This is a genomic window from Enterobacter sp. WCHEn090032 (assembly GCF_003986875.1).
GTDB lineage: Bacteria > Pseudomonadota > Gammaproteobacteria > Enterobacterales > Enterobacteriaceae > Enterobacter > Enterobacter sichuanensis.
In genome coordinates this window covers 104,158-121,523 of record NZ_RXRN01000006.1, presented here as the reverse complement: position 1 = coordinate 121,523, position 17,366 = coordinate 104,158, and the positions used below count along the sequence as shown (strand labels likewise).

Below are 17,366 nucleotides of genomic sequence, written 5' to 3'. Positions count from 1 at the left end.
AATCATAAGAAATATTTGGGTGTTATACCCATTTTCAACCCGCGATGTGGGTTTTTGGCCAACAGGCCGTATTTTGCCGCGGAGCGGCATTTCATTTGCTTCCAGGGTGGAAACAGGGATATTCAGGAGAGAACGTGACAAAAATCCGCCAGTTATGTTTGGTCAGTATGTTGCTGACAAGCGGGATTGCCAGCGCGGCGAATGTCCGTTTGCAGGTTGAGGGGTTATCCGGGGCGCTACAAAAAAACGTGCGTGCGCAGTTATCGACCATCCAGAGTGATGAGGTGACGCCGGACCGGCGTTTTCGCGCGCGCGTGGATGATGCCATCCGTGAAGGGCTGAAAGCGCTGGGGTATTACGAGCCCACCATTGATTTTGACCTCCGTCCACCGCCAAAGAAGGGGCGGCAGGTGCTTATTGCCCGCGTTTCGCCGGGTGAGCCCGTATTGATTGGCGGCACCAACGTTATCCTGCGCGGCGGGGCGCGTACTGACCGGGACTATCTGGATCTGCTCAGCACGCGGCCGAAAATCGGCACCGTGCTCAACCACGGTGACTACGACCATTTCAAAAAAGAGCTGACGAGCGTGTCCCTGCGTAAGGGCTACTTTGACAGCCAGTTCAACAAAAGCCAGCTCGGTATTGCACTGGCGCGACGTCAGGCCTTCTGGGATATCGACTACGACAGCGGGGAACGTTATCGCTTTGGCGATGTGACGTTCGAAGGTTCGCAAATTCGTGAAGAGTACCTGCAAAACCTCGTGCCTTTCAAAAAAGGGGATTACTACCAGTCGAGCGATCTGGGAGAGCTCAACCGACGCCTCTCTGCCACCGGCTGGTTTAACTCCGTGATTGTCGCGCCGGAATTTGATAAGTCTCGCAAAACCAAGGTGTTGCCGCTGCATGGCGTTGTCTCGCCGCGCACCGAGAACACCATTGAAACCGGTGTGGGCTATTCGACGGACGTCGGCCCGCGCGTGAAGGCCACCTGGAAAAAGCCGTGGATGAACTCCTGGGGCCACAGCCTGACCACCAGCGCCAGTATCTCTGCCCCGGAACAGCAGCTCGATTTCAGCTACAAAATGCCGTTGCTGAAAAACCCGCTCGAGCAGTACTACCTGGTTCAGGGGGGCTTTAAGCGAACCGACCTGAACGATACCGAGTCAGATTCCACCACGCTTGCCGTGTCACGTTACTGGGATCTCTCCAGCGGCTGGCAGCGCGCCATTAACCTGCGCTGGAGTCTGGACCACTTTACTCAGGCCAACGTCACCAACACCACCATGCTGCTTTATCCTGGGGTGATGATCAGCCGCACCCGCTCGCGCGGCGGCCTGATGCCCACCTGGGGCGATTCCCAGCGCTACTCTATCGATTACTCCAACACCATGTGGGGTTCCGATGTGGATTTCTCGGTAATTCAGGCGCAAAACGTCTGGATCCGCACGCTGTATGATAAACACCGCTTTGTGATGCGCGGCAACCTCGGCTGGATCGAAACCGGCGACTTCGAGAAAGTCCCGCCGGACCTGCGCTTCTTCGCCGGGGGGGACCGCAGTATCCGCGGCTACAAATACAAGTCTATCGCGCCAAAAGATGATGACGGCAAGCTGATCGGTGCTTCCAAGCTGGCCACCGGCTCGCTGGAGTATCAATACAACGTCAGCGGAAAATGGTGGGGGGCGATGTTCGTCGATGGCGGCGAAGCGGTGAGCGATATCCGCCGCAGCGATTTTAAAACCGGCGCGGGCGTAGGCGTGCGCTGGCAGTCACCCGTCGGGCCCATCAAGCTCGATTTCGCCGTTCCGGTGGGCGACAAAGAAGAACACGGATTACAGTTTTACATCGGTCTGGGGCCTGAATTATGAGTTTATGGAAGAAGATAAGCCTCGGGGTACTGATTTTTATCGTGCTGCTGCTCAGTATGGTGGCATTTCTGGTGGGCACGACGAGCGGGCTGCATCTGCTGTTTAACGCCGCGAACCGCTGGGTGCCCGGGCTGGAAATTGGCCAGGTGACGGGCGGCTGGCGCGACCTGCGTCTGAAAAACATCCGCTATGAACAGCCGGGCGTGGCGGTGAACGCCGGTGAGTTCCACCTCGCAGTGAAGCTGGGCTGTCTGCGCGACAGCAAGCTCTGCGTCAACGATCTGTCGCTAAAAGATGTCAACGTGGCGATAGATACGAAGAAAATGCCGAAGTCTGCGCCGGTGGAAGAAGAGGAGAGCGGTCCGCTGAATCTCTCCACGCCGTACCCGATTGCGCTTTATCGGGTGGCGCTGGATAACGTCAATATCAAAATCGACGACACCACCGTGTCGGTGATGGATTTCACCTCCGGCCTGCGCTGGCAGGAGAAAAACCTGACCCTGACGCCCACCTCCCTGCAGGGTTTACTGATCGCGCTGCCGAAAGTGGCGGACGTGGCGCAGGAAGAGATCGTCGAGCCGAAGATCCAGAACCCGCAGCCGGAAGAGAAGCCGCTGGGCGAAACGCTGAAAGATCTGTTCTCTAAGCCAGTCCTGCCGGAGATGACCGATGTTCACCTGCCGCTGAACCTCAACATTGAAGAGTTCAAAGGCGAGCAGCTGCGTCTGACCGGCGATACCGACCTGACGGTCTTTAACATGCTGCTGAAGGTCAGCAGCATTGACGGCAACATGAAACTCGACGCGCTGGATATCGACACCAACCAGGGCTCGGTGAACGCGTCAGGGAATGCCCTGCTGCGCGACAACTGGCCGGTGGATATCACGCTGAACAGCGCGCTCAACATCGATCCGCTGAAAGGCGAAAAGGTGAAGGTCAACGTGGGCGGGGCGCTGCGCGACAAGCTGGACGTCGGCGTGAATCTCTCCGGCCCGGTGGACATGGTTCTGCGTGCGCAAACCCAGCTGGCGGAAGCCGGGCTGCCGCTGAATCTTGAGGTCGTCAGCAAGCAGCTTTCCTGGCCGTTCACCGGCGAAAAGCAGTTCCAGGCCGATGACCTGAAGCTGAAGCTGAGCGGCAAGATGACCGATTATACGTTGTCGTTCCGTACCGCGGTGAAGGGGCAGGGTGTACCGCCTGCAAACATCACGCTGGATGCGAAGGGCAACGAACAGCAGGTCAATCTCGACAAGCTGATCGTCGCGGCGCTGGAAGGTAAAACCGAGCTGACCGCGCTGCTCGACTGGCAGCAGGCGATCAGCTGGCGCGGCGAGCTGAAGCTGACGGGCATTAACACCGCCAAAGAGGTGCCGGACTGGCCGTCGAAACTGGATGGTCTGATTAAAACCCGCGGCAGCCTGTACGGTGGAACGTGGCAGATGGACGTGCCGGAGATTAAGCTCACCGGTAACGTGAAGCAGAACAAGGTTAACGTTGAGGGCTCGGTCAAAGGCAACAGCTATCTGCAGTGGATTATCCCGGGTCTGCACGTGGCGCTGGGTCGCAACACGGCGGATATCAAAGGCGAGCTGGGGGTGAAAGATCTCAATCTGGATGCCACCATCGACGCGCCGAATCTGGATAACGCGCTGCCGGGCCTTGGCGGTACGGCGAAAGGGCTAGTGAAAGTGCGCGGCACGGTCGACGCGCCGCAGCTGCTGGCGGATATCACCGCCAGTAACCTGCGCTGGCAGGAACTGAGCGTCGCCCGTGTCCGCGTGGAAGGGGATGTGAAATCCACCGATCAGATCGGCGGTAACCTGAACCTGCGCGTGGAGCGCATTTCTCAGCCGGACGTCAACATTAACCTTGTCACCCTGGACGCCAAAGGGAACGAGAAGCAGCACGACCTCCAGCTGCGGGTGCAGGGCGAGCCGGTCTCCGGTCAGCTTCACCTGACCGGCAGCTTCGACCGCAAGGAAGAGCGCTGGAAAGGGACGCTGGACAACACCCGCTTCAACACCCCGGTAGGGCCGCTGGCGCTGTCGCGCGCCATCGCGCTGGACTACCGCAACGCCGAGCAGAAGATCAGCATTGGGCCACACTGCTGGACCAACCCGAATGCGGAACTGTGCGTACCGCAGACCATCGATGCGGGGGCGGAAGGTCGCGCACAGATCAACCTCAATCGCTTCGATCTGGCGATGCTGAAACCGTTTATGCCGGATACCACCCAGGCGAGCGGCGTCTTCAGCGGGAAAGCCGATGTCGCCTGGGACACCACCAAAGAGGGGCTGCCACAGGGCAGCGTCACGCTTTCCGGACGTAACGTGAAGGTGACGCAGGAGGTCAACGATGCGCCGCTGCCGGTGGCTTTCGACACCCTGAACCTGAGCGCGGACCTGCATAACAACCGTGCGGAGCTGGGGTGGCTGATTCGTCTTACCAACAACGGCCAGTTTGACGGGAAGGTTCAGATTACCGATCCACAGGGACGGCGCAATCTGGGCGGCAACGTCACTATCCGCAACTTCAACCTGGCGATGGTGAACCCGATTTTCGCCCGCGGGGAAAAAGCAGAAGGGATGCTCAATGCCAACCTGCGTCTGGCCGGCAACGCGCAAAGCCCGCAGCTGTTCGGTCAGATGCGGCTCAGCGGGGTGGATATCGACGGTAACTTTATGCCGTTTGACATGCAGCCCAGCCAGCTCGCGATGAACTTCAACGGCATGAGCTCGACGCTGAGCGGCTCGGTGTTAACCCAGCAGGGGCAAATCAACCTCAGCGGCGACGCGGACTGGAGCCAGCTCGATAACTGGCGGGCCCGTATTGCGGCGAAAGGCAGTAAGGTGCGCATCACCGTACCGCCTATGGTGCGACTGGACGTCTCGCCTGATGTGGTCTTTGAAGCCACGCCAAGCCTCTTCACGCTTGACGGACGCGTCGACGTGCCGTGGGCACGCATCGTGGTCCACGACGTGCCGGAAAGCGCGGTCGGCGTCTCAAGTGATGAAGTGATGCTCGATGACAATCTGAAACCTGTCGAACAGAAGAGCGCGGGCATACCCATCAACAGTAACCTTATCGTGCACGTGGGGAATAACGTGCGGCTGGATGCGTTTGGGCTGAAGGCGCGACTGACGGGTGATCTGAAAGTGGCGCAGGATAAACAAGGGCTTGGCCTGAACGGACAAATCAATATTCCTGAAGGACGTTTCCATGCCTATGGCCAGGATCTGATTGTCCGCAAAGGTGAGCTGCTGTTCTCCGGTCCACCGGATCAGCCTCTGCTTAACATCGAAGCGATTCGTAACCCGGAAGCGACGGAAAACGACGTTATTGCAGGCGTGCGCGTTACGGGTTCCGCTGACGAACCGAAGGCGGAGATCTTCTCTGACCCGGCGATGTCGCAGCAGGAAGCTCTCTCATATCTGCTGCGTGGACAAGGTCTGGACAGCGGTCAGAGCGACAGTGCGGCGATGACCTCGATGTTAGTGGGCCTGGGGGTTGCACAAAGTGGGCAGGTTGTGGGTAAAATCGGTGAGACGTTCGGCGTAAGCAATCTGGCGCTGGACACCCAGGGCGTGGGTGACTCCTCGCAGGTGGTGGTCAGCGGCTATGTACTGCCGGGTCTGCAGGTAAAATATGGTGTGGGGATCTTTGACTCACTGGCAACACTCACGCTACGCTATCGCCTGATGCCTAAGCTATATCTGGAAGCAGTGTCCGGCGTAGACCAGGCACTTGATCTGCTCTATCAGTTTGAGTTTTAGCAATGCGAATATTTGTCTACGGCAGTTTAAGAACCAGACAAGGCAACAGTCACTGGATGACCAATGCCCAGCTACTGGGGAATTACAATATCGAGAACTACCAGTTGTACAGCCTGGGCCACTATCCAGGCGCGGTTCCCGGGGAGGGAACGGTACAGGGTGAGGTTTATCGTATTGATAACGCGACACTTGCCGAACTTGATGCCTTGCGCACCAGGGGCGGTGAATACGCGCGCCAGTTGATCCAGACGCCGTACGGAAGCGCGTGGATGTACGTCTACCAGCGTCCGGTCGAAGGGTTAACGCGGATTGTAAGCGGTAACTGGTTAGACAGAGACCAGTACTGAAAAACGACAACGCCACCGTGAGGTGGCGTTGTTTTTTTTACTCTTTCAATTCTCTTCTGGATCCCGGCGCCGGGTTAAAAACAGAGGAACGAACAGCATGATGTAGGGGGCAATGAGCCATAACAAACACAAAGCGCGTGAACGGCCATAGTAGTTTATGCACCGTGTATTACTTGAAATGACGGGCAGGAAAAACAGTAAAAACAGCAGAATCGCATAATCGCTTCGATAAGGGATCCATAAGTAAAACAAAAACCAGGCAAGCTGGAATGCCATGATGCAGAGATACTGCCATTTGCTGTCTTTGCCGTAACAGTCAAACGCCTTTATGTAGCCCATTTTTATGCTTTGAAGAAAGAAACTTAGCATGTATAGCGCTCACGATCGCGACGGTCAGGAGTGTTCTTGTTATTCAATGGCAAAAAAAAGCCCCGACCAGCGGGGCTTTATCGGCAGGCCGTAAGAATTACTTCTTAGCCGCGCGTTCGAAAGAGGCGATGATTTCTGCTTTCGCCGCTTCTGCGTTGTCCCAGCCGTCAACTTTAACCCACTTGCCTTTTTCGAGGTCTTTGTAGTGCTCGAAGAAGTGAGTGATCTGCGCTTTCAGCAGCTCTGGCAGGTCGTTCACATCTTTGATGTGATCGTACTCTTTGCTCAGTTTGGTGTGTGGTACCGCAACCAGCTTCGCATCTTCACCGGATTCGTCGGTCATTTTCAGCACGCCCACTGGACGGCAGCGAATGACGGCGCCTGGCTGCAGCGGATATGGCGTTGGGACCAGCACGTCAACCGGGTCACCGTCCAGAGACAGGGTGTGGTTGATGTAACCGTAGTTGCACGGATAGAACATCGCGGTAGACATGAAACGGTCTACGAACAGGGCGCCGCTCTCTTTGTCCACTTCGTATTTGATAGGATCTGCGTTAGCCGGGATTTCGATAACTACGTAGATGTCTTCTGGCAGTTCTTTACCCGCAGGGACGTTGAGTAAGCTCATGTCGGTGTCCTTTAAAATGGATGGTAAACAAGTGGCAGGTATTATAGCCAACTCGCACTGAATGTCTCTGCCTGTTTTCGCCTTCTCTCCCTCTCCTTCCCACTTTTCAGACCGATTCCATGACAGAAAAATCCATAAACTCAGCCGCATTTTTCATGGAGAAATGAAAGCGATTACAAACTTGTGATTAACGTTTTATTCACTTTTCTGAAGTGTGATGTAACGCAATTCGTTACATATTTCATTGGCTATAGTCATTTCGCAGAACATCTTTTAACCAACAATAACTCACCCTACGAGGACGCTCATATGTGGAAGCGCTTACTTCTTGTCACAGCAGTTTCGGCAGCCATGTCGTCTATGGCGATGGCCGCACCCTTAACCGTAGGATTTTCGCAGGTCGGCTCTGAATCGGGCTGGCGTGCAGCAGAAACCAACGTGGCGAAAAGCGAGGCCCAGAAACGCGGCATTACGCTGAAAATCGCCGATGGTCAGCAAAAGCAGGAGAACCAGATTAAAGCCGTGCGTTCATTCATCGCTCAGGGCGTGGATGCCATCTTCATTGCGCCTGTGGTGGCTACCGGCTGGGAACCCGTCCTGAAAGAAGCGAAAGACGCTGAAATTCCGGTCTTCCTGCTCGATCGTTCCATCGATGTAAAAGACAAATCTCTCTATATGACCACCGTAACCGCCAACAACGTGCTTGAAGGGCAATTAATTGGCGACTGGCTGGTGAAGCAGGTGGATGGCAAGCCGTGTAACGTCGTGGAGCTGCAGGGCACGGTCGGCGCGAGCGTGGCCATTGACCGTAAGAAAGGCTTTGCTGAGGCGATTGCCAAAGCGCCAAACATCAAGATTATCCGCTCCCAGTCCGGCGATTTTACCCGCAGTAAAGGGAAAGAGGTCATGGAGAGCTTCATTAAGGCCGAAAACAACGGCAAGAACATCTGCATGGTTTATGCCCATAACGATGACATGGTGATCGGGGCGATTCAGGCCATTAAAGAAGCGGGCCTGAAGCCGGGCAAAGATATCCTCACCGGTTCGATCGACGGCGTGCCGGACATCTATAAAGCGATGATCGACGGTGAAGCCAACGCCAGCGTGGAACTCACGCCAAACATGGCCGGCCCGGCATTCGATGCGCTGGAGAAATTCAAGAAGGACGGCACGATGCCTGAGAAGGTGACGGTCACCAAATCCACGCTCTACCTGCCGGACACGGCGAAAGAAGAGTTAGAGAAGAAGAAAAATATGGGCTACTAAGACCTTCGCCCCTCACCCTGACCCTCTCCCCATAGGGGAGAGGGAAAAAGGCAGGGCGGAGCTGGAAATAAACAATTTGCACGTTCGATCCCCTCTCCCCTCCGGGGAGAGGGCTAGGGTGAGGGGGGGAAAACCATGACCACTGAACAACACCAGGCAATCCTCCGCACAGAGGGCTTGAGTAAATTTTTTCCCGGCGTAAAAGCGCTGGATAACGTTGATTTCAGCCTGCGGCGCGGTGAAATCATGGCGCTGCTGGGGGAGAACGGGGCGGGAAAATCAACGCTGATTAAAGCCCTGACAGGCGTTTACCACGCCGATCGCGGCACCATCTGGCTGGAAGGTCACGCCATTTCACCGAAAAACACCGCTCATGCCCAACAGCTGGGGATCGGGACGGTGTACCAGGAGGTGAACCTGCTGCCGAATATGTCGGTGGCGGATAACCTGTTTATTGGCCGGGAGCCACGACGCTTTGGCCTGCTGCGCCGCAAAGAGATGGAGGCGCGTGCCACGAAGCTGATGGAATCATACGGCTTCTCCCTCGACGTTCGCGAGCCGCTGAACCGCTTTTCCGTGGCGATGCAGCAGATTGTCGCCATCTGTCGCGCCATCGATCTCTCCGCAAAAGTGCTGATCCTTGATGAACCCACCGCCAGCCTTGACACCCAGGAAGTGGAAATGCTCTTTACCCTGATGCGCCAGCTGCGCGATCAGGGGGTCAGCCTGATCTTCGTCACCCACTTCCTCGATCAGGTGTACGAGGTGAGCGATCGCATTACGGTGCTGCGTAACGGCAGCTTTGTCGGCTGCCGTGAAACCCGCGAGCTGCCGCAGATCGAACTGGTCAAAATGATGCTGGGGCGTGAACTTGAAACCAACGCCCTTCAGCGTGCAGGCCGCACGCTGCTGAGCGAAAAACCGGTCGCCGCCTTCAGCGATTATGGCAAGAAAGGGGTGATCTCGCCGTTTAACCTGGAAGTCCGCCCGGGCGAAATTGTCGGCCTGGCGGGCCTGCTGGGCTCCGGACGCACCGAAACCGCCGAAGTGATCTTCGGGATCAAACCTGCGGACAGCGGCACTGCGCTGATCAAGGGTAAACCGCAAACCCTGCGATCGCCGCATCAGGCCTCCTGTCTTGGCGTTGGTTTCTGCCCGGAAGACCGGAAAACGGATGGCATCATTGCCGCGGCCTCGGTGCGCGAAAATATCATTCTGGCCCTGCAGGCGCAGCGCGGCTGGCTGCGGCCAATCCCCCGCAAAGAGCAGAACGCGATTGCGGAGCGCTTTATCCGCCAGCTCGGCATCCGCACCCCGAGCGCGGAACAGCCCATTGAGTTTCTCTCCGGCGGCAACCAGCAAAAAGTACTGCTGTCACGCTGGCTGCTGACCAAACCGCAGTTCCTGATCCTCGATGAACCGACCCGCGGCATTGACGTGGGGGCGCACGCCGAAATTATTCGCCTTATCGAAACGCTGTGTGCGGACGGCCTGGCGCTGCTGGTCATTTCGTCTGAGCTGGAAGAGCTGGTGGGCTATGCCGATCGCGTCATTATCATGCGCGATCGCAAACAGGTGGCAGAGATCCCGCTGGATAAGCTGTCCGTTCCGGCGATCATGAATGCCATTGCGGCATAAGGAGTGAATCGTGATGTCCCGTTCGCTTTCGCAAACTGGCGAAACAAAGCGCCGCTTCAACTGGCCAACCGGCACGCCACAAATCGCGGCGCTGCTGGTGGTACTGCTGGTTGATAGCCTTGTCGCACCGCATTTCTTCCAGATTATTGTTCAGGATGGTCGCCTGTTTGGCAGCCCGATAGACATCCTGAACCGGGCTGCGCCCGTGGCGCTGCTGGCCATCGGGATGACGCTGGTCATTGCCACCGGCGGGATCGATCTCTCCGTCGGCGCGGTGATGGCCATCGCCGGGGCCACGGCAGCCTCGATGACCGTGGCCGGGCACAGCCTGCCGGTCGTCCTGTTGGCGGCATTAGGTACTGGCGTGCTGGCAGGATTATGGAACGGCATTCTGGTGGCGGTGCTGAAGATTCAGCCCTTTGTCGCCACGCTCATTTTGATGGTCGCCGGGCGCGGTGTGGCACAGCTCATTACTTCCGGACAGATTGTCACCTTCAACTCGCCGAACCTCGCCTGGCTCGGCAGCGGCAAGCTGTTGTTCTTCCCCACGCCGGTGATCATTGCCCTGGTCACGCTGGTGGTGTTCTGGCTCTTCACCCGCAAAACGGCGCTGGGGATGTTCATTGAAGCCGTCGGCATCAATATTCGCGCGGCACGCAACGCCGGGGTCAATACGCGGCTGATGGTGATGCTGACCTACGTCCTGAGCGGTGTGTGCGCCGCCATCGCCGGGGTTATCGTCGCGGCAGATATTCGCGGGGCCGATGCCAACAACGCCGGACTCTGGCTGGAGCTGGATGCGATCCTGGCAGTGGTGATCGGCGGCGGATCGCTGATGGGCGGGCGCTTTAACCTGCTGCTCTCGGTGATTGGCGCACTGATCATTCAGGGGATGAACACCGGGATCCTGCTCTCCGGTTTCCAGCCGGAACTCAACCAGGTGGTAAAAGCGGTGGTCGTGCTCTGCGTGCTGATCGTCCAGTCACCGCGCTTTGTCAGCATCATTAAGGGGATCCGTGGCCATGATAAAACGTAATTTACCGTTAATGATCACCCTGGGCGTGTTTGTGCTGGGGTATCTCTACTGCCTGACCCAGTTCCCGGGGTTTGCCTCGACGCGTGTGATTTGCAACATCCTGACCGATAACGCCTTTTTAGGGATTATCGCCGTCGGCATGACGTTTGTGATCCTCTCCGGTGGGATCGATCTCTCCGTCGGCTCGGTGATCGCTTTCACCGGCGTGTTCCTCGCGAAGGCGATCGGTTTCTGGGGGATCTCTCCTCTGGTGGCCTTCCCGCTGGTGCTGGTGATGGGCTGCGCGTTTGGTGCCTTTATGGGGCTGTTGATCGACGCGTTAAAGATCCCGGCCTTTATCATTACCCTCGCGGGCATGTTCTTCCTGCGCGGGGTGAGCTATCTGGTGTCGGAAGAGTCAATTCCGATTAACCATCCGGTGTACGACACGCTCTCCAGCCTGGCGTGGAAAATCCCCGGCGGCGGTCGTCTGAGCGCGATGGGGCTTCTGATGCTGGGCGTGGTGGTCATTGGCATCTTCCTTGCCCACCGTACCCGGTTTGGCAACCAGGTTTACGCCATTGGCGGTAACGCCACCTCGGCAAACCTGATGGGGATCTCCACCCGCAGCACCACCATTCGCATCTATATGCTCTCGACCGGGCTGGCGACGCTGGCGGGTATAGTCTTCTCGGTTTATACCCAGGCGGGCTACGCGCTGGCAGGGGTGGGTGTCGAGCTGGATGCCATTGCCTCGGTGGTCATCGGCGGCACGCTGCTCAGCGGTGGAGTGGGAACGGTGCTGGGAACGCTGTTCGGCGTGGCCATCCAGGGGCTGATCCAGACCTATATCAACTTTGACGGTACGCTCAGCTCCTGGTGGACGAAGATCGCCATCGGCATATTGCTGTTTATCTTTATTGCCCTGCAGCGCGGTCTGACGGTGCTCTGGGAGAACCGCCAAAGCTCACCTGTTACCCGCGTAAACACGTCAGTAACAGAGCGATAACATGCTGAATTTGCTTAAAGTCTAAACATTTTCCGGTAGCGGCCGATACTCTTTTTTTATGCCCAGAAATATCTCGCTACCGGAAATAATATCATGCTTAAAACGCTATCGATTCGTACCGGCTTGCTCTCTTTACTGGCCGTTATGACCCTTCTGCTGCTGATTGTCAGCGGCATTGGCATTTATGCCCTCACACAGAGTTCTTCTTCACTGCAGCGTATCAACCACCTTCAGGGTGAGCAGATGGTGCAGCTTAATTCTGGCTATACGCTGATCCTGCGTGCGCGCAATGAAGCGGGCCAGGCCGTCCGGATGATGGAAATCGGTATGCTGGACGATGCCTCCCGAGCGGTAAAAAATATCAATCAGGAAGTCGCCCTGGCCCAGAAAACGCTGAAAGGCGTGATCGACGGCGGCGTGGCTGACGAGCAAGGACAACAGCTTCTCAATAACGTGGCGACCACGCTGGCGGCGTATAACCAGCAGGGGATCAACCCGATGCTGAAAGCCCTGAATGACCAGAGCGCTGACAATTACTACGATCTGCTGGAAAACGCCCTGATCCCGGTGGCGAAGCAATTTGATAACGCTATGCAGGCGTTTCAGAAATGGAGTGAAGCGCGAGGCCAGGCAGAAGTCAGTGCCGTGCAGGCGAATAAAACCCGCGTACTGATCCTGATTATCGTCGCAGCGCTGCTGACGGCAGGCATTATCGTGCTGGCCTGGCTGGTGTTGCGCCATATGCTGCTCAAGCCGCTCTCGGCGTCAATCGCTCAGCTGGAGAACGTGGCGGCGGGTGATTTAACCCATACGCTAAATGCGCCCGCGAGCCAGGAATTTAACCGTCTCAATGCCGCCATAGAGGAGATGCGTCAGTCGCTGATGAACTCGGTGCTGCGGGTACGTGATGCCAGCGCGCAAATTGACACCGGCAGCCGCGAACTGACGGCGGGGAACCGGGATCTTGCCGAGCGCACTGAATCCACCGCCACGTCGCTGGAACAGACGGCCGCCAGCATGGAAGAGATCACCGCCACGGTGAAACTCAACGCCGATAACGCCGAGCAGGCGCACCAGCTGGCGAAATCGGTGTCTGATACCGCGGATCATGGCAGCGAAATGGTCTGCTATGTGATTGAGAAAATGCGGGATATCTCCGGCAGCTCGGCGCGTATCGCCGACATTCTGAGCGTGATTGACGGCATTGCCTTCCAGACCAATATTCTGGCGCTTAACGCCTCCGTGGAAGCGGCGCGCGCGGGCGAGCAGGGGCGCGGGTTTGCCGTCGTCGCGGGCGAAGTGCGAAACCTTGCCAGCCGTAGCGCCGACGCGGCGAAAGAGATCCGCTCACTTATCAGTGATTCGCAGACCCATGTTAACGAGGGCAGCGAGCTGGCTCAGCAGGCAGGTGAAACAATGGATGAGATTGCAACTGAAGTGCTGCGCATGACGAAACTGATGCGCGAAATTGCCACCGCGTCCCAGGAGCAGAGCCGCGGCATTGAGCAGGTGAATATTGCGGTGAATCAGATGGACGAAACCGCGCAGCAGAATGCGGCGCTGGTGCAGCAATCCTCCGCCGCGACCCGCTCCCTTGAGGAGCAGTCGCGTCAGCTGATGGACGCCATGTCCTCATTCAAAGTGACGACTCAGAACGCGGCATAATATTGCCCAGCCCCGGTACGTTTTGTGTCGGGGTTTTATTTTTTGCAGAATTGACTGCTGCGATATTATCGTGAATATCGCCCATTAATATTTCCAGCGAACTGGTTAGAGCTAATGCGTTTTCCGTCGGCTCGAGATATAAACCTTTGCGGAAAAACAGCGGCTCATCAAACAGTTGATTAAAACGTTTCAGGGCCAGACTCACCGCGGGGCGGGACATGTCGAGACGCACCGCCGCCTTTGCCATGCTGCCGCAGCGGACGATCTCAATAAAAACAGGGATAAGATTTAAATCAATACCGGTATTAGCACGAGAATAATTTTTCATTGCGATTCTGCTCCACGAAATATCTGTCAAACTGTTATGGAAATAATGCAGGAGCAGTGCTCAGGATTAAAGCGTGTTTTTTATAAACACTTATACGGTAAAATATATAAATGAACAGGGGAGCCAGACGGGCTCCCCTGAAGAAAGGTATTACGCGTCCGGATACTCACGGATAAAACGTTCAACGTCTTCAACCATGTGGTTGTTGCCGACGAAGAATGAACGACGCTGGTGCAGGCTTTCCGGCACGATATCCAGAATACGCTCTTTACCGTCGCTCGCCTTGCCGCCCGCCTGTTCGGCCAGGAACGCCATCGGGTTGCATTCATACAGCAGACGCAGTTTCCCGTCCGGGTGGCTTGCGGTGCTTGGATAGAGGTAGATACCGCCTTTCAGCAGGTTACGGTGGAAGTCCGCAACCAGAGAGCCAATATAGCGGGACGTGTACGGGCGCTGCGTCGCTTTATCTTCTTCCTGGCAGAATTTGATGTACTTCTTCACACCGTTCGGGAACTTGATGTAGTTTCCTTCGTTGATGGAGTAGGTACTGCCCTTTTCCGGGAAGCGCATACGTTCCTGACACAGGCAGAAGACGCCCAGGGAAGGATCGTACGTAAAGGCGTGAACCCCGCACCCGGTGGTATACACCAGCATGGTGGAGGAGCCATACACGACGTAACCGGCAGCAACCTGCTTATTGCCCGGCTGCAGGAAATCTTCTTCGGTCACCGGCGTGCCAACAGGCGTGACGCGGCGGTAGATGGAGAAAATGGTACCGACAGAAACGTTAACGTCGATGTTGGAGGAGCCGTCGAGCGGATCCATCAGAACAACGTATTTCGCGTGTTCACACCCTTCGAAAACAACAATTTCATCTTCTTCTTCGGAGGCGATACCCGCAACGATGTCGCGCGCGCGCAGTGCAGCTTTCAGTTTTTCATTTGCGAACAGATCGAGTTTCTGCTGAACCTCGCCCTGAACGTTCTCGGCACCGCTGGCACCCAGGATATCGACCAGACCGGCCTTGTTGATATCACGGTGGATGATCTTAGCGCCCAGCTTTATTGCCGACAGCAAAGCAGTGAGTTCACCGGTAGCATGAGAGAACTCGTGCTGCTTTTCGACAATAAATTCACCTAACGTTTTCATAACACTTTCCCTGCATCTTTGTGAGTAAAGCGATTGTATGTTCACTAAAACGACTAAAGCCCAACAATCTTAACAAAGATTCAAATAGTAGCGCAGAGGTGAATCGCGCCAGCAGGATACGGATTTTCCTGAAATGCGTTTCACAGCCGCTAACATGTGAGTAAAATGTGCGCCACATTGAAGAAGGATAGTGACGTATGCGCATTCATATATTGGGGATTTGTGGCACTTTCATGGGCGGACTGGCAATGCTGGCGCGCTCGCTGGGCCATGAAGTGACAGGTTCGGACGCCAATGTGTATCCGCCAATGAGCACGCTTCTGGAGAAACAGGGCATCGCGTTGATTCAGGGCTACGATGCCAGCCAGCTGGATCCCGAGCCGGACCTGGTCATCATTGGCAACGCCATGACCCGCGGCAATCCGTGCGTTGAGGCGGTACTGGAACGCAATATTCCGTTCATGTCCGGCCCGCAGTGGCTGCATGATTTCGTGCTGCGTGACCGCTGGGTGGTTGCCGTTGCCGGGACCCACGGTAAAACCACCACCGCCGGGATGGCGACGTGGATCCTTGAAGCCTGTGGCTATAAACCGGGCTTCGTGATTGGCGGCGTACCGGGTAATTTCGACGTCTCTGCGCGCCTGGGGGACAGCCCGTTCTTTGTTATCGAAGCCGACGAGTATGACTGCGCCTTCTTCGACAAACGTTCCAAATTCGTCCATTACTGCCCGCGGACGCTGATCCTCAATAATCTTGAGTTCGACCATGCGGATATCTTTGACGATCTGAAAGCCATTCAGAAGCAGTTCCACCATCTGGTGCGCATCGTGCCGGGCCAGGGCCGTATCATCCTGCCGGAAAACGACATCAACCTGAAACAGACCCTGGCAATGGGCTGCTGGAGCGAGCAGGAGCTGGTGGGCGAGCAGGGCCACTGGCAGGCGAAGAAACTCAACGCGGATGCCTCGGAGTGGGAAGTGCTGCTCGACGGTGAAAAAGTGGGTGAGGTGAAGTGGGGCCTGGTGGGTGAACACAACATGCACAACGGCCTGATGGCGATCGCGGCCGCACGCCATGTGGGCGTTCAGCCTGCGGATGCGGCGAACGCACTGGGCTCGTTTATCAATGCCCGTCGCCGTCTGGAGCTGCGCGGTGAAGCCCACGGCGTCACGGTGTATGACGATTTCGCACACCATCCAACGGCGATTCTGGCGACGCTTGCGGCCCTGCGCGGCAAAGTCGGCGGTACCGCGCGCATTCTGGCGGTGCTGGAACCGCGTTCGAACACCATGAAGATGGGGATCTGCAAAGACGATCTCGCGCCCTCTTTAGGGCGTGCCGATGAGGTCTTCCTGCTGCAGCCGCAGCATATTCCGTGGCAGGTGGCGGAAGTGGCCGATGCCTGCATTCAGCCGGCGCACTGGAGCGCGGATGTGGATACGCTGGCGGAGATGGTGGTGAAAGCGGCCCAGCCGGGCGACCATATTCTGGTGATGAGTAACGGCGGTTTTGGTGGGATTCATCAGAAGCTGCTGGACGGTCTGGCGAAAAAAGCGGAAGCGGCCGCCGACGTGTAAAAAAAGCCCGGTGGCGCTTGCGCTTACCGGGCCTGGATTTTGCACGACCTTGTAGGCCGGATAAGGCGTTTACGCCGCCATCCGGCGCAAAACGCACGGATTACTCTTCGTTCTCAGACAGCTCGCGCAGATACTGGAAAATCAGGCGCGCAGACTTCGGCGGCTTATTCCCTTCTTTCTCTTTCTTCGCGTTACGGATCAGGGAGCGCAGCTGCTGGCGGTCGGCATCCGGCCACAGGTTCAGGACTTCCGGTACGGCGTCATCACCCTGTTCAATCAGACGATCGCGGATCTGCTCCAGCTTATGGAACAGCGCAACCTGCTGGTTATGGCGGTTTTTCAGCTTGTCCAGCGCCTGGCGGATCGGATCAACGTCGCGCTGACGCAGCATTTTACCGATAAGCTGAAGCTGGCGACGACGGCCTTCTTTTTTGATTTTCTGTGCCAGTTCAATGGCATCACGCAGATCCTGGTCGAGCGGGATCTTGTCCAGCGCGTTTTTACCCAGTTCCACCATTTCTGCGCCAAGCTGTTTTAACTCTTCGGCGTCGCGTTTAATTTCACTTTTACTGACCCAGATGATCTCATCATCTTCGTCTTCGATGTCATCACCGGGAACGTCGTCGAGCCAGTCTTCGGGCTGCTTAGTCATGTCAGGCTCCTTAAAAAAAGAGGCTAATGTTACCAGTTAAGACGCGCACTGAAAAACGGTTCTCTGTTAGACTTCAGTTAAC

Annotated in this window: 14 protein-coding genes; 9 read left to right on the top strand and 5 right to left on the bottom strand. The window is 56.6% G+C overall.

The features are described from left to right. Positions 1-134 precede the first annotated feature (134 nt). From tamA to EKN83_RS06990, 3 genes are read left to right on the top strand one after another with little or no spacing between them, the layout of a single operon-like run. Entirely contained in the window at positions 135-1,868 is a 1,734-nt protein-coding gene (gene tamA / locus EKN83_RS07000) for an autotransporter assembly complex protein TamA (RefSeq protein WP_025759061.1), read from the top strand. Next, positions 1,865-5,641, top strand: a complete 3,777-nt coding sequence (gene tamB, locus EKN83_RS06995; RefSeq protein WP_126800575.1) for an autotransporter assembly complex protein TamB — start codon at positions 1,865-1,867, stop codon at positions 5,639-5,641. The genes tamA and tamB overlap by 4 nt, the downstream gene beginning before the upstream one ends. 2 nt (positions 5,642-5,643) lie before the next feature. Continuing rightward, entirely contained in the window at positions 5,644-5,988 is a 345-nt protein-coding gene (locus tag EKN83_RS06990; RefSeq protein WP_025759063.1) for a gamma-glutamylcyclotransferase, read from the top strand. Between the two features lie 45 nt (positions 5,989-6,033). Here EKN83_RS06990 and EKN83_RS06985 read toward each other — a convergent pair whose 3' ends face one another. Together EKN83_RS06985 and ppa are read right to left on the bottom strand one after the other, a co-directional pair. Then, on the bottom strand, positions 6,034-6,357 hold the full coding sequence (locus EKN83_RS06985) for a hypothetical protein (RefSeq protein ID WP_235424878.1): 324 nt from the start codon (positions 6,355-6,357) through the stop codon (positions 6,034-6,036). Between the two features lie 97 nt (positions 6,358-6,454). After that, positions 6,455-6,985 carry an inorganic diphosphatase gene (gene ppa, locus EKN83_RS06980; protein WP_008501423.1) on the bottom strand — a complete coding sequence of 177 codons (531 nt, stop codon included), beginning with the start codon at positions 6,983-6,985 and terminating at the stop codon, positions 6,455-6,457. Positions 6,986-7,294: 309 nt separating this feature from the next. Between ppa and ytfQ the strand changes: the two genes are divergently transcribed. From ytfQ to EKN83_RS06955, 5 genes are all read left to right on the top strand, one after another. Continuing rightward, positions 7,295-8,251, top strand: coding sequence for a galactofuranose ABC transporter substrate-binding protein YtfQ (gene ytfQ / locus EKN83_RS06975; protein WP_014882271.1), 957 nt, complete (start codon positions 7,295-7,297; stop codon positions 8,249-8,251). A gap of 135 nt (positions 8,252-8,386) precedes the next feature. Next, positions 8,387-9,889 carry a galactofuranose ABC transporter, ATP-binding protein YtfR gene (gene ytfR, locus EKN83_RS06970; RefSeq protein WP_045284441.1) on the top strand — a complete coding sequence of 501 codons (1,503 nt, stop codon included), beginning with the start codon at positions 8,387-8,389 and terminating at the stop codon, positions 9,887-9,889. A 10-nt stretch (positions 9,890-9,899) separates the two neighbouring features. After that, positions 9,900-10,925 carry a galactofuranose ABC transporter, ATP-binding protein YtfT gene (gene ytfT, locus EKN83_RS06965; protein WP_014830435.1) on the top strand — a complete coding sequence of 342 codons (1,026 nt, stop codon included), beginning with the start codon at positions 9,900-9,902 and terminating at the stop codon, positions 10,923-10,925. Then, the gene (gene yjfF, locus EKN83_RS06960; protein ID WP_021240694.1) at positions 10,912-11,913 is read left to right on the top strand and encodes a galactofuranose ABC transporter, permease protein YjfF; all 1,002 of its coding nucleotides are present in this window, start codon (positions 10,912-10,914) and stop codon (positions 11,911-11,913) included. Before ytfT ends, yjfF begins: the two co-directional genes overlap by 14 nt. A 93-nt stretch (positions 11,914-12,006) precedes the next feature. Then, a complete protein-coding gene (locus EKN83_RS06955) occupies positions 12,007-13,578 on the top strand; it encodes a methyl-accepting chemotaxis protein (protein ID WP_095450378.1) in 1,572 nt (523 codons plus the stop codon). On the opposite strand, the gene EKN83_RS06950 is transcribed toward EKN83_RS06955, so the two are convergent. Continuing rightward, on the bottom strand, positions 13,550-13,906 hold the full coding sequence (locus tag EKN83_RS06950) for a LysR family transcriptional regulator (RefSeq protein ID WP_126800574.1): 357 nt from the start codon (positions 13,904-13,906) through the stop codon (positions 13,550-13,552). The genes EKN83_RS06955 and EKN83_RS06950 overlap by 29 nt on opposite strands. A 150-nt stretch (positions 13,907-14,056) precedes the next feature. After that, positions 14,057-15,055, bottom strand: a complete 999-nt coding sequence (gene fbp / locus EKN83_RS06945) for a class 1 fructose-bisphosphatase (RefSeq protein WP_025759072.1) — start codon at positions 15,053-15,055, stop codon at positions 14,057-14,059. 197 nt (positions 15,056-15,252) lie between these two features. On the opposite strand from fbp, the gene mpl reads away from it, so the two are divergent. Then, positions 15,253-16,632, top strand: coding sequence for a UDP-N-acetylmuramate:L-alanyl-gamma-D-glutamyl-meso-diaminopimelate ligase (gene mpl, locus EKN83_RS06940; RefSeq protein WP_126800573.1), 1,380 nt, complete (start codon positions 15,253-15,255; stop codon positions 16,630-16,632). A gap of 100 nt (positions 16,633-16,732) precedes the next feature. Here the strand turns inward: mpl and yjgA are convergent, their stop codons facing one another. Next, positions 16,733-17,284 (bottom strand): ribosome biogenesis factor YjgA, encoded by a 552-nt coding sequence (yjgA, locus tag EKN83_RS06935; RefSeq protein ID WP_008501414.1) that lies wholly within the window; start codon positions 17,282-17,284, stop codon positions 16,733-16,735. Between the last annotated feature and the right edge of the window lie 82 nt (positions 17,285-17,366).

Coding starts and splice junctions, on each gene's coding strand:
- ytfQ (WP_014882271.1), top strand. CDS start 7,295: ATGTGGAAGCGCTTACTTCTTGTCACAGCAGTTTCGGCAGCCATGTCG.
- fbp (WP_025759072.1), bottom strand. CDS start 15,055: ATGAAAACGTTAGGTGAATTTATTGTCGAAAAGCAGCACGAGTTCTCT.
- EKN83_RS06955 (WP_095450378.1), top strand. CDS start 12,007: ATGCTTAAAACGCTATCGATTCGTACCGGCTTGCTCTCTTTACTGGCC.
- yjgA (WP_008501414.1), bottom strand. CDS start 17,284: ATGACTAAGCAGCCCGAAGACTGGCTCGACGACGTTCCCGGTGATGAC.
- mpl (WP_126800573.1), top strand. CDS start 15,253: ATGCGCATTCATATATTGGGGATTTGTGGCACTTTCATGGGCGGACTG.
- tamB (WP_126800575.1), top strand. CDS start 1,865: ATGAGTTTATGGAAGAAGATAAGCCTCGGGGTACTGATTTTTATCGTG.
- EKN83_RS06950 (WP_126800574.1), bottom strand. CDS start 13,906: ATGAAAAATTATTCTCGTGCTAATACCGGTATTGATTTAAATCTTATC.
- EKN83_RS06990 (WP_025759063.1), top strand. CDS start 5,644: ATGCGAATATTTGTCTACGGCAGTTTAAGAACCAGACAAGGCAACAGT.
- EKN83_RS06985 (WP_235424878.1), bottom strand. CDS start 6,357: ATGCTAAGTTTCTTTCTTCAAAGCATAAAAATGGGCTACATAAAGGCG.
- yjfF (WP_021240694.1), top strand. CDS start 10,912: ATGATAAAACGTAATTTACCGTTAATGATCACCCTGGGCGTGTTTGTG.
- ppa (WP_008501423.1), bottom strand. CDS start 6,985: ATGAGCTTACTCAACGTCCCTGCGGGTAAAGAACTGCCAGAAGACATC.
- ytfR (WP_045284441.1), top strand. CDS start 8,387: ATGACCACTGAACAACACCAGGCAATCCTCCGCACAGAGGGCTTGAGT.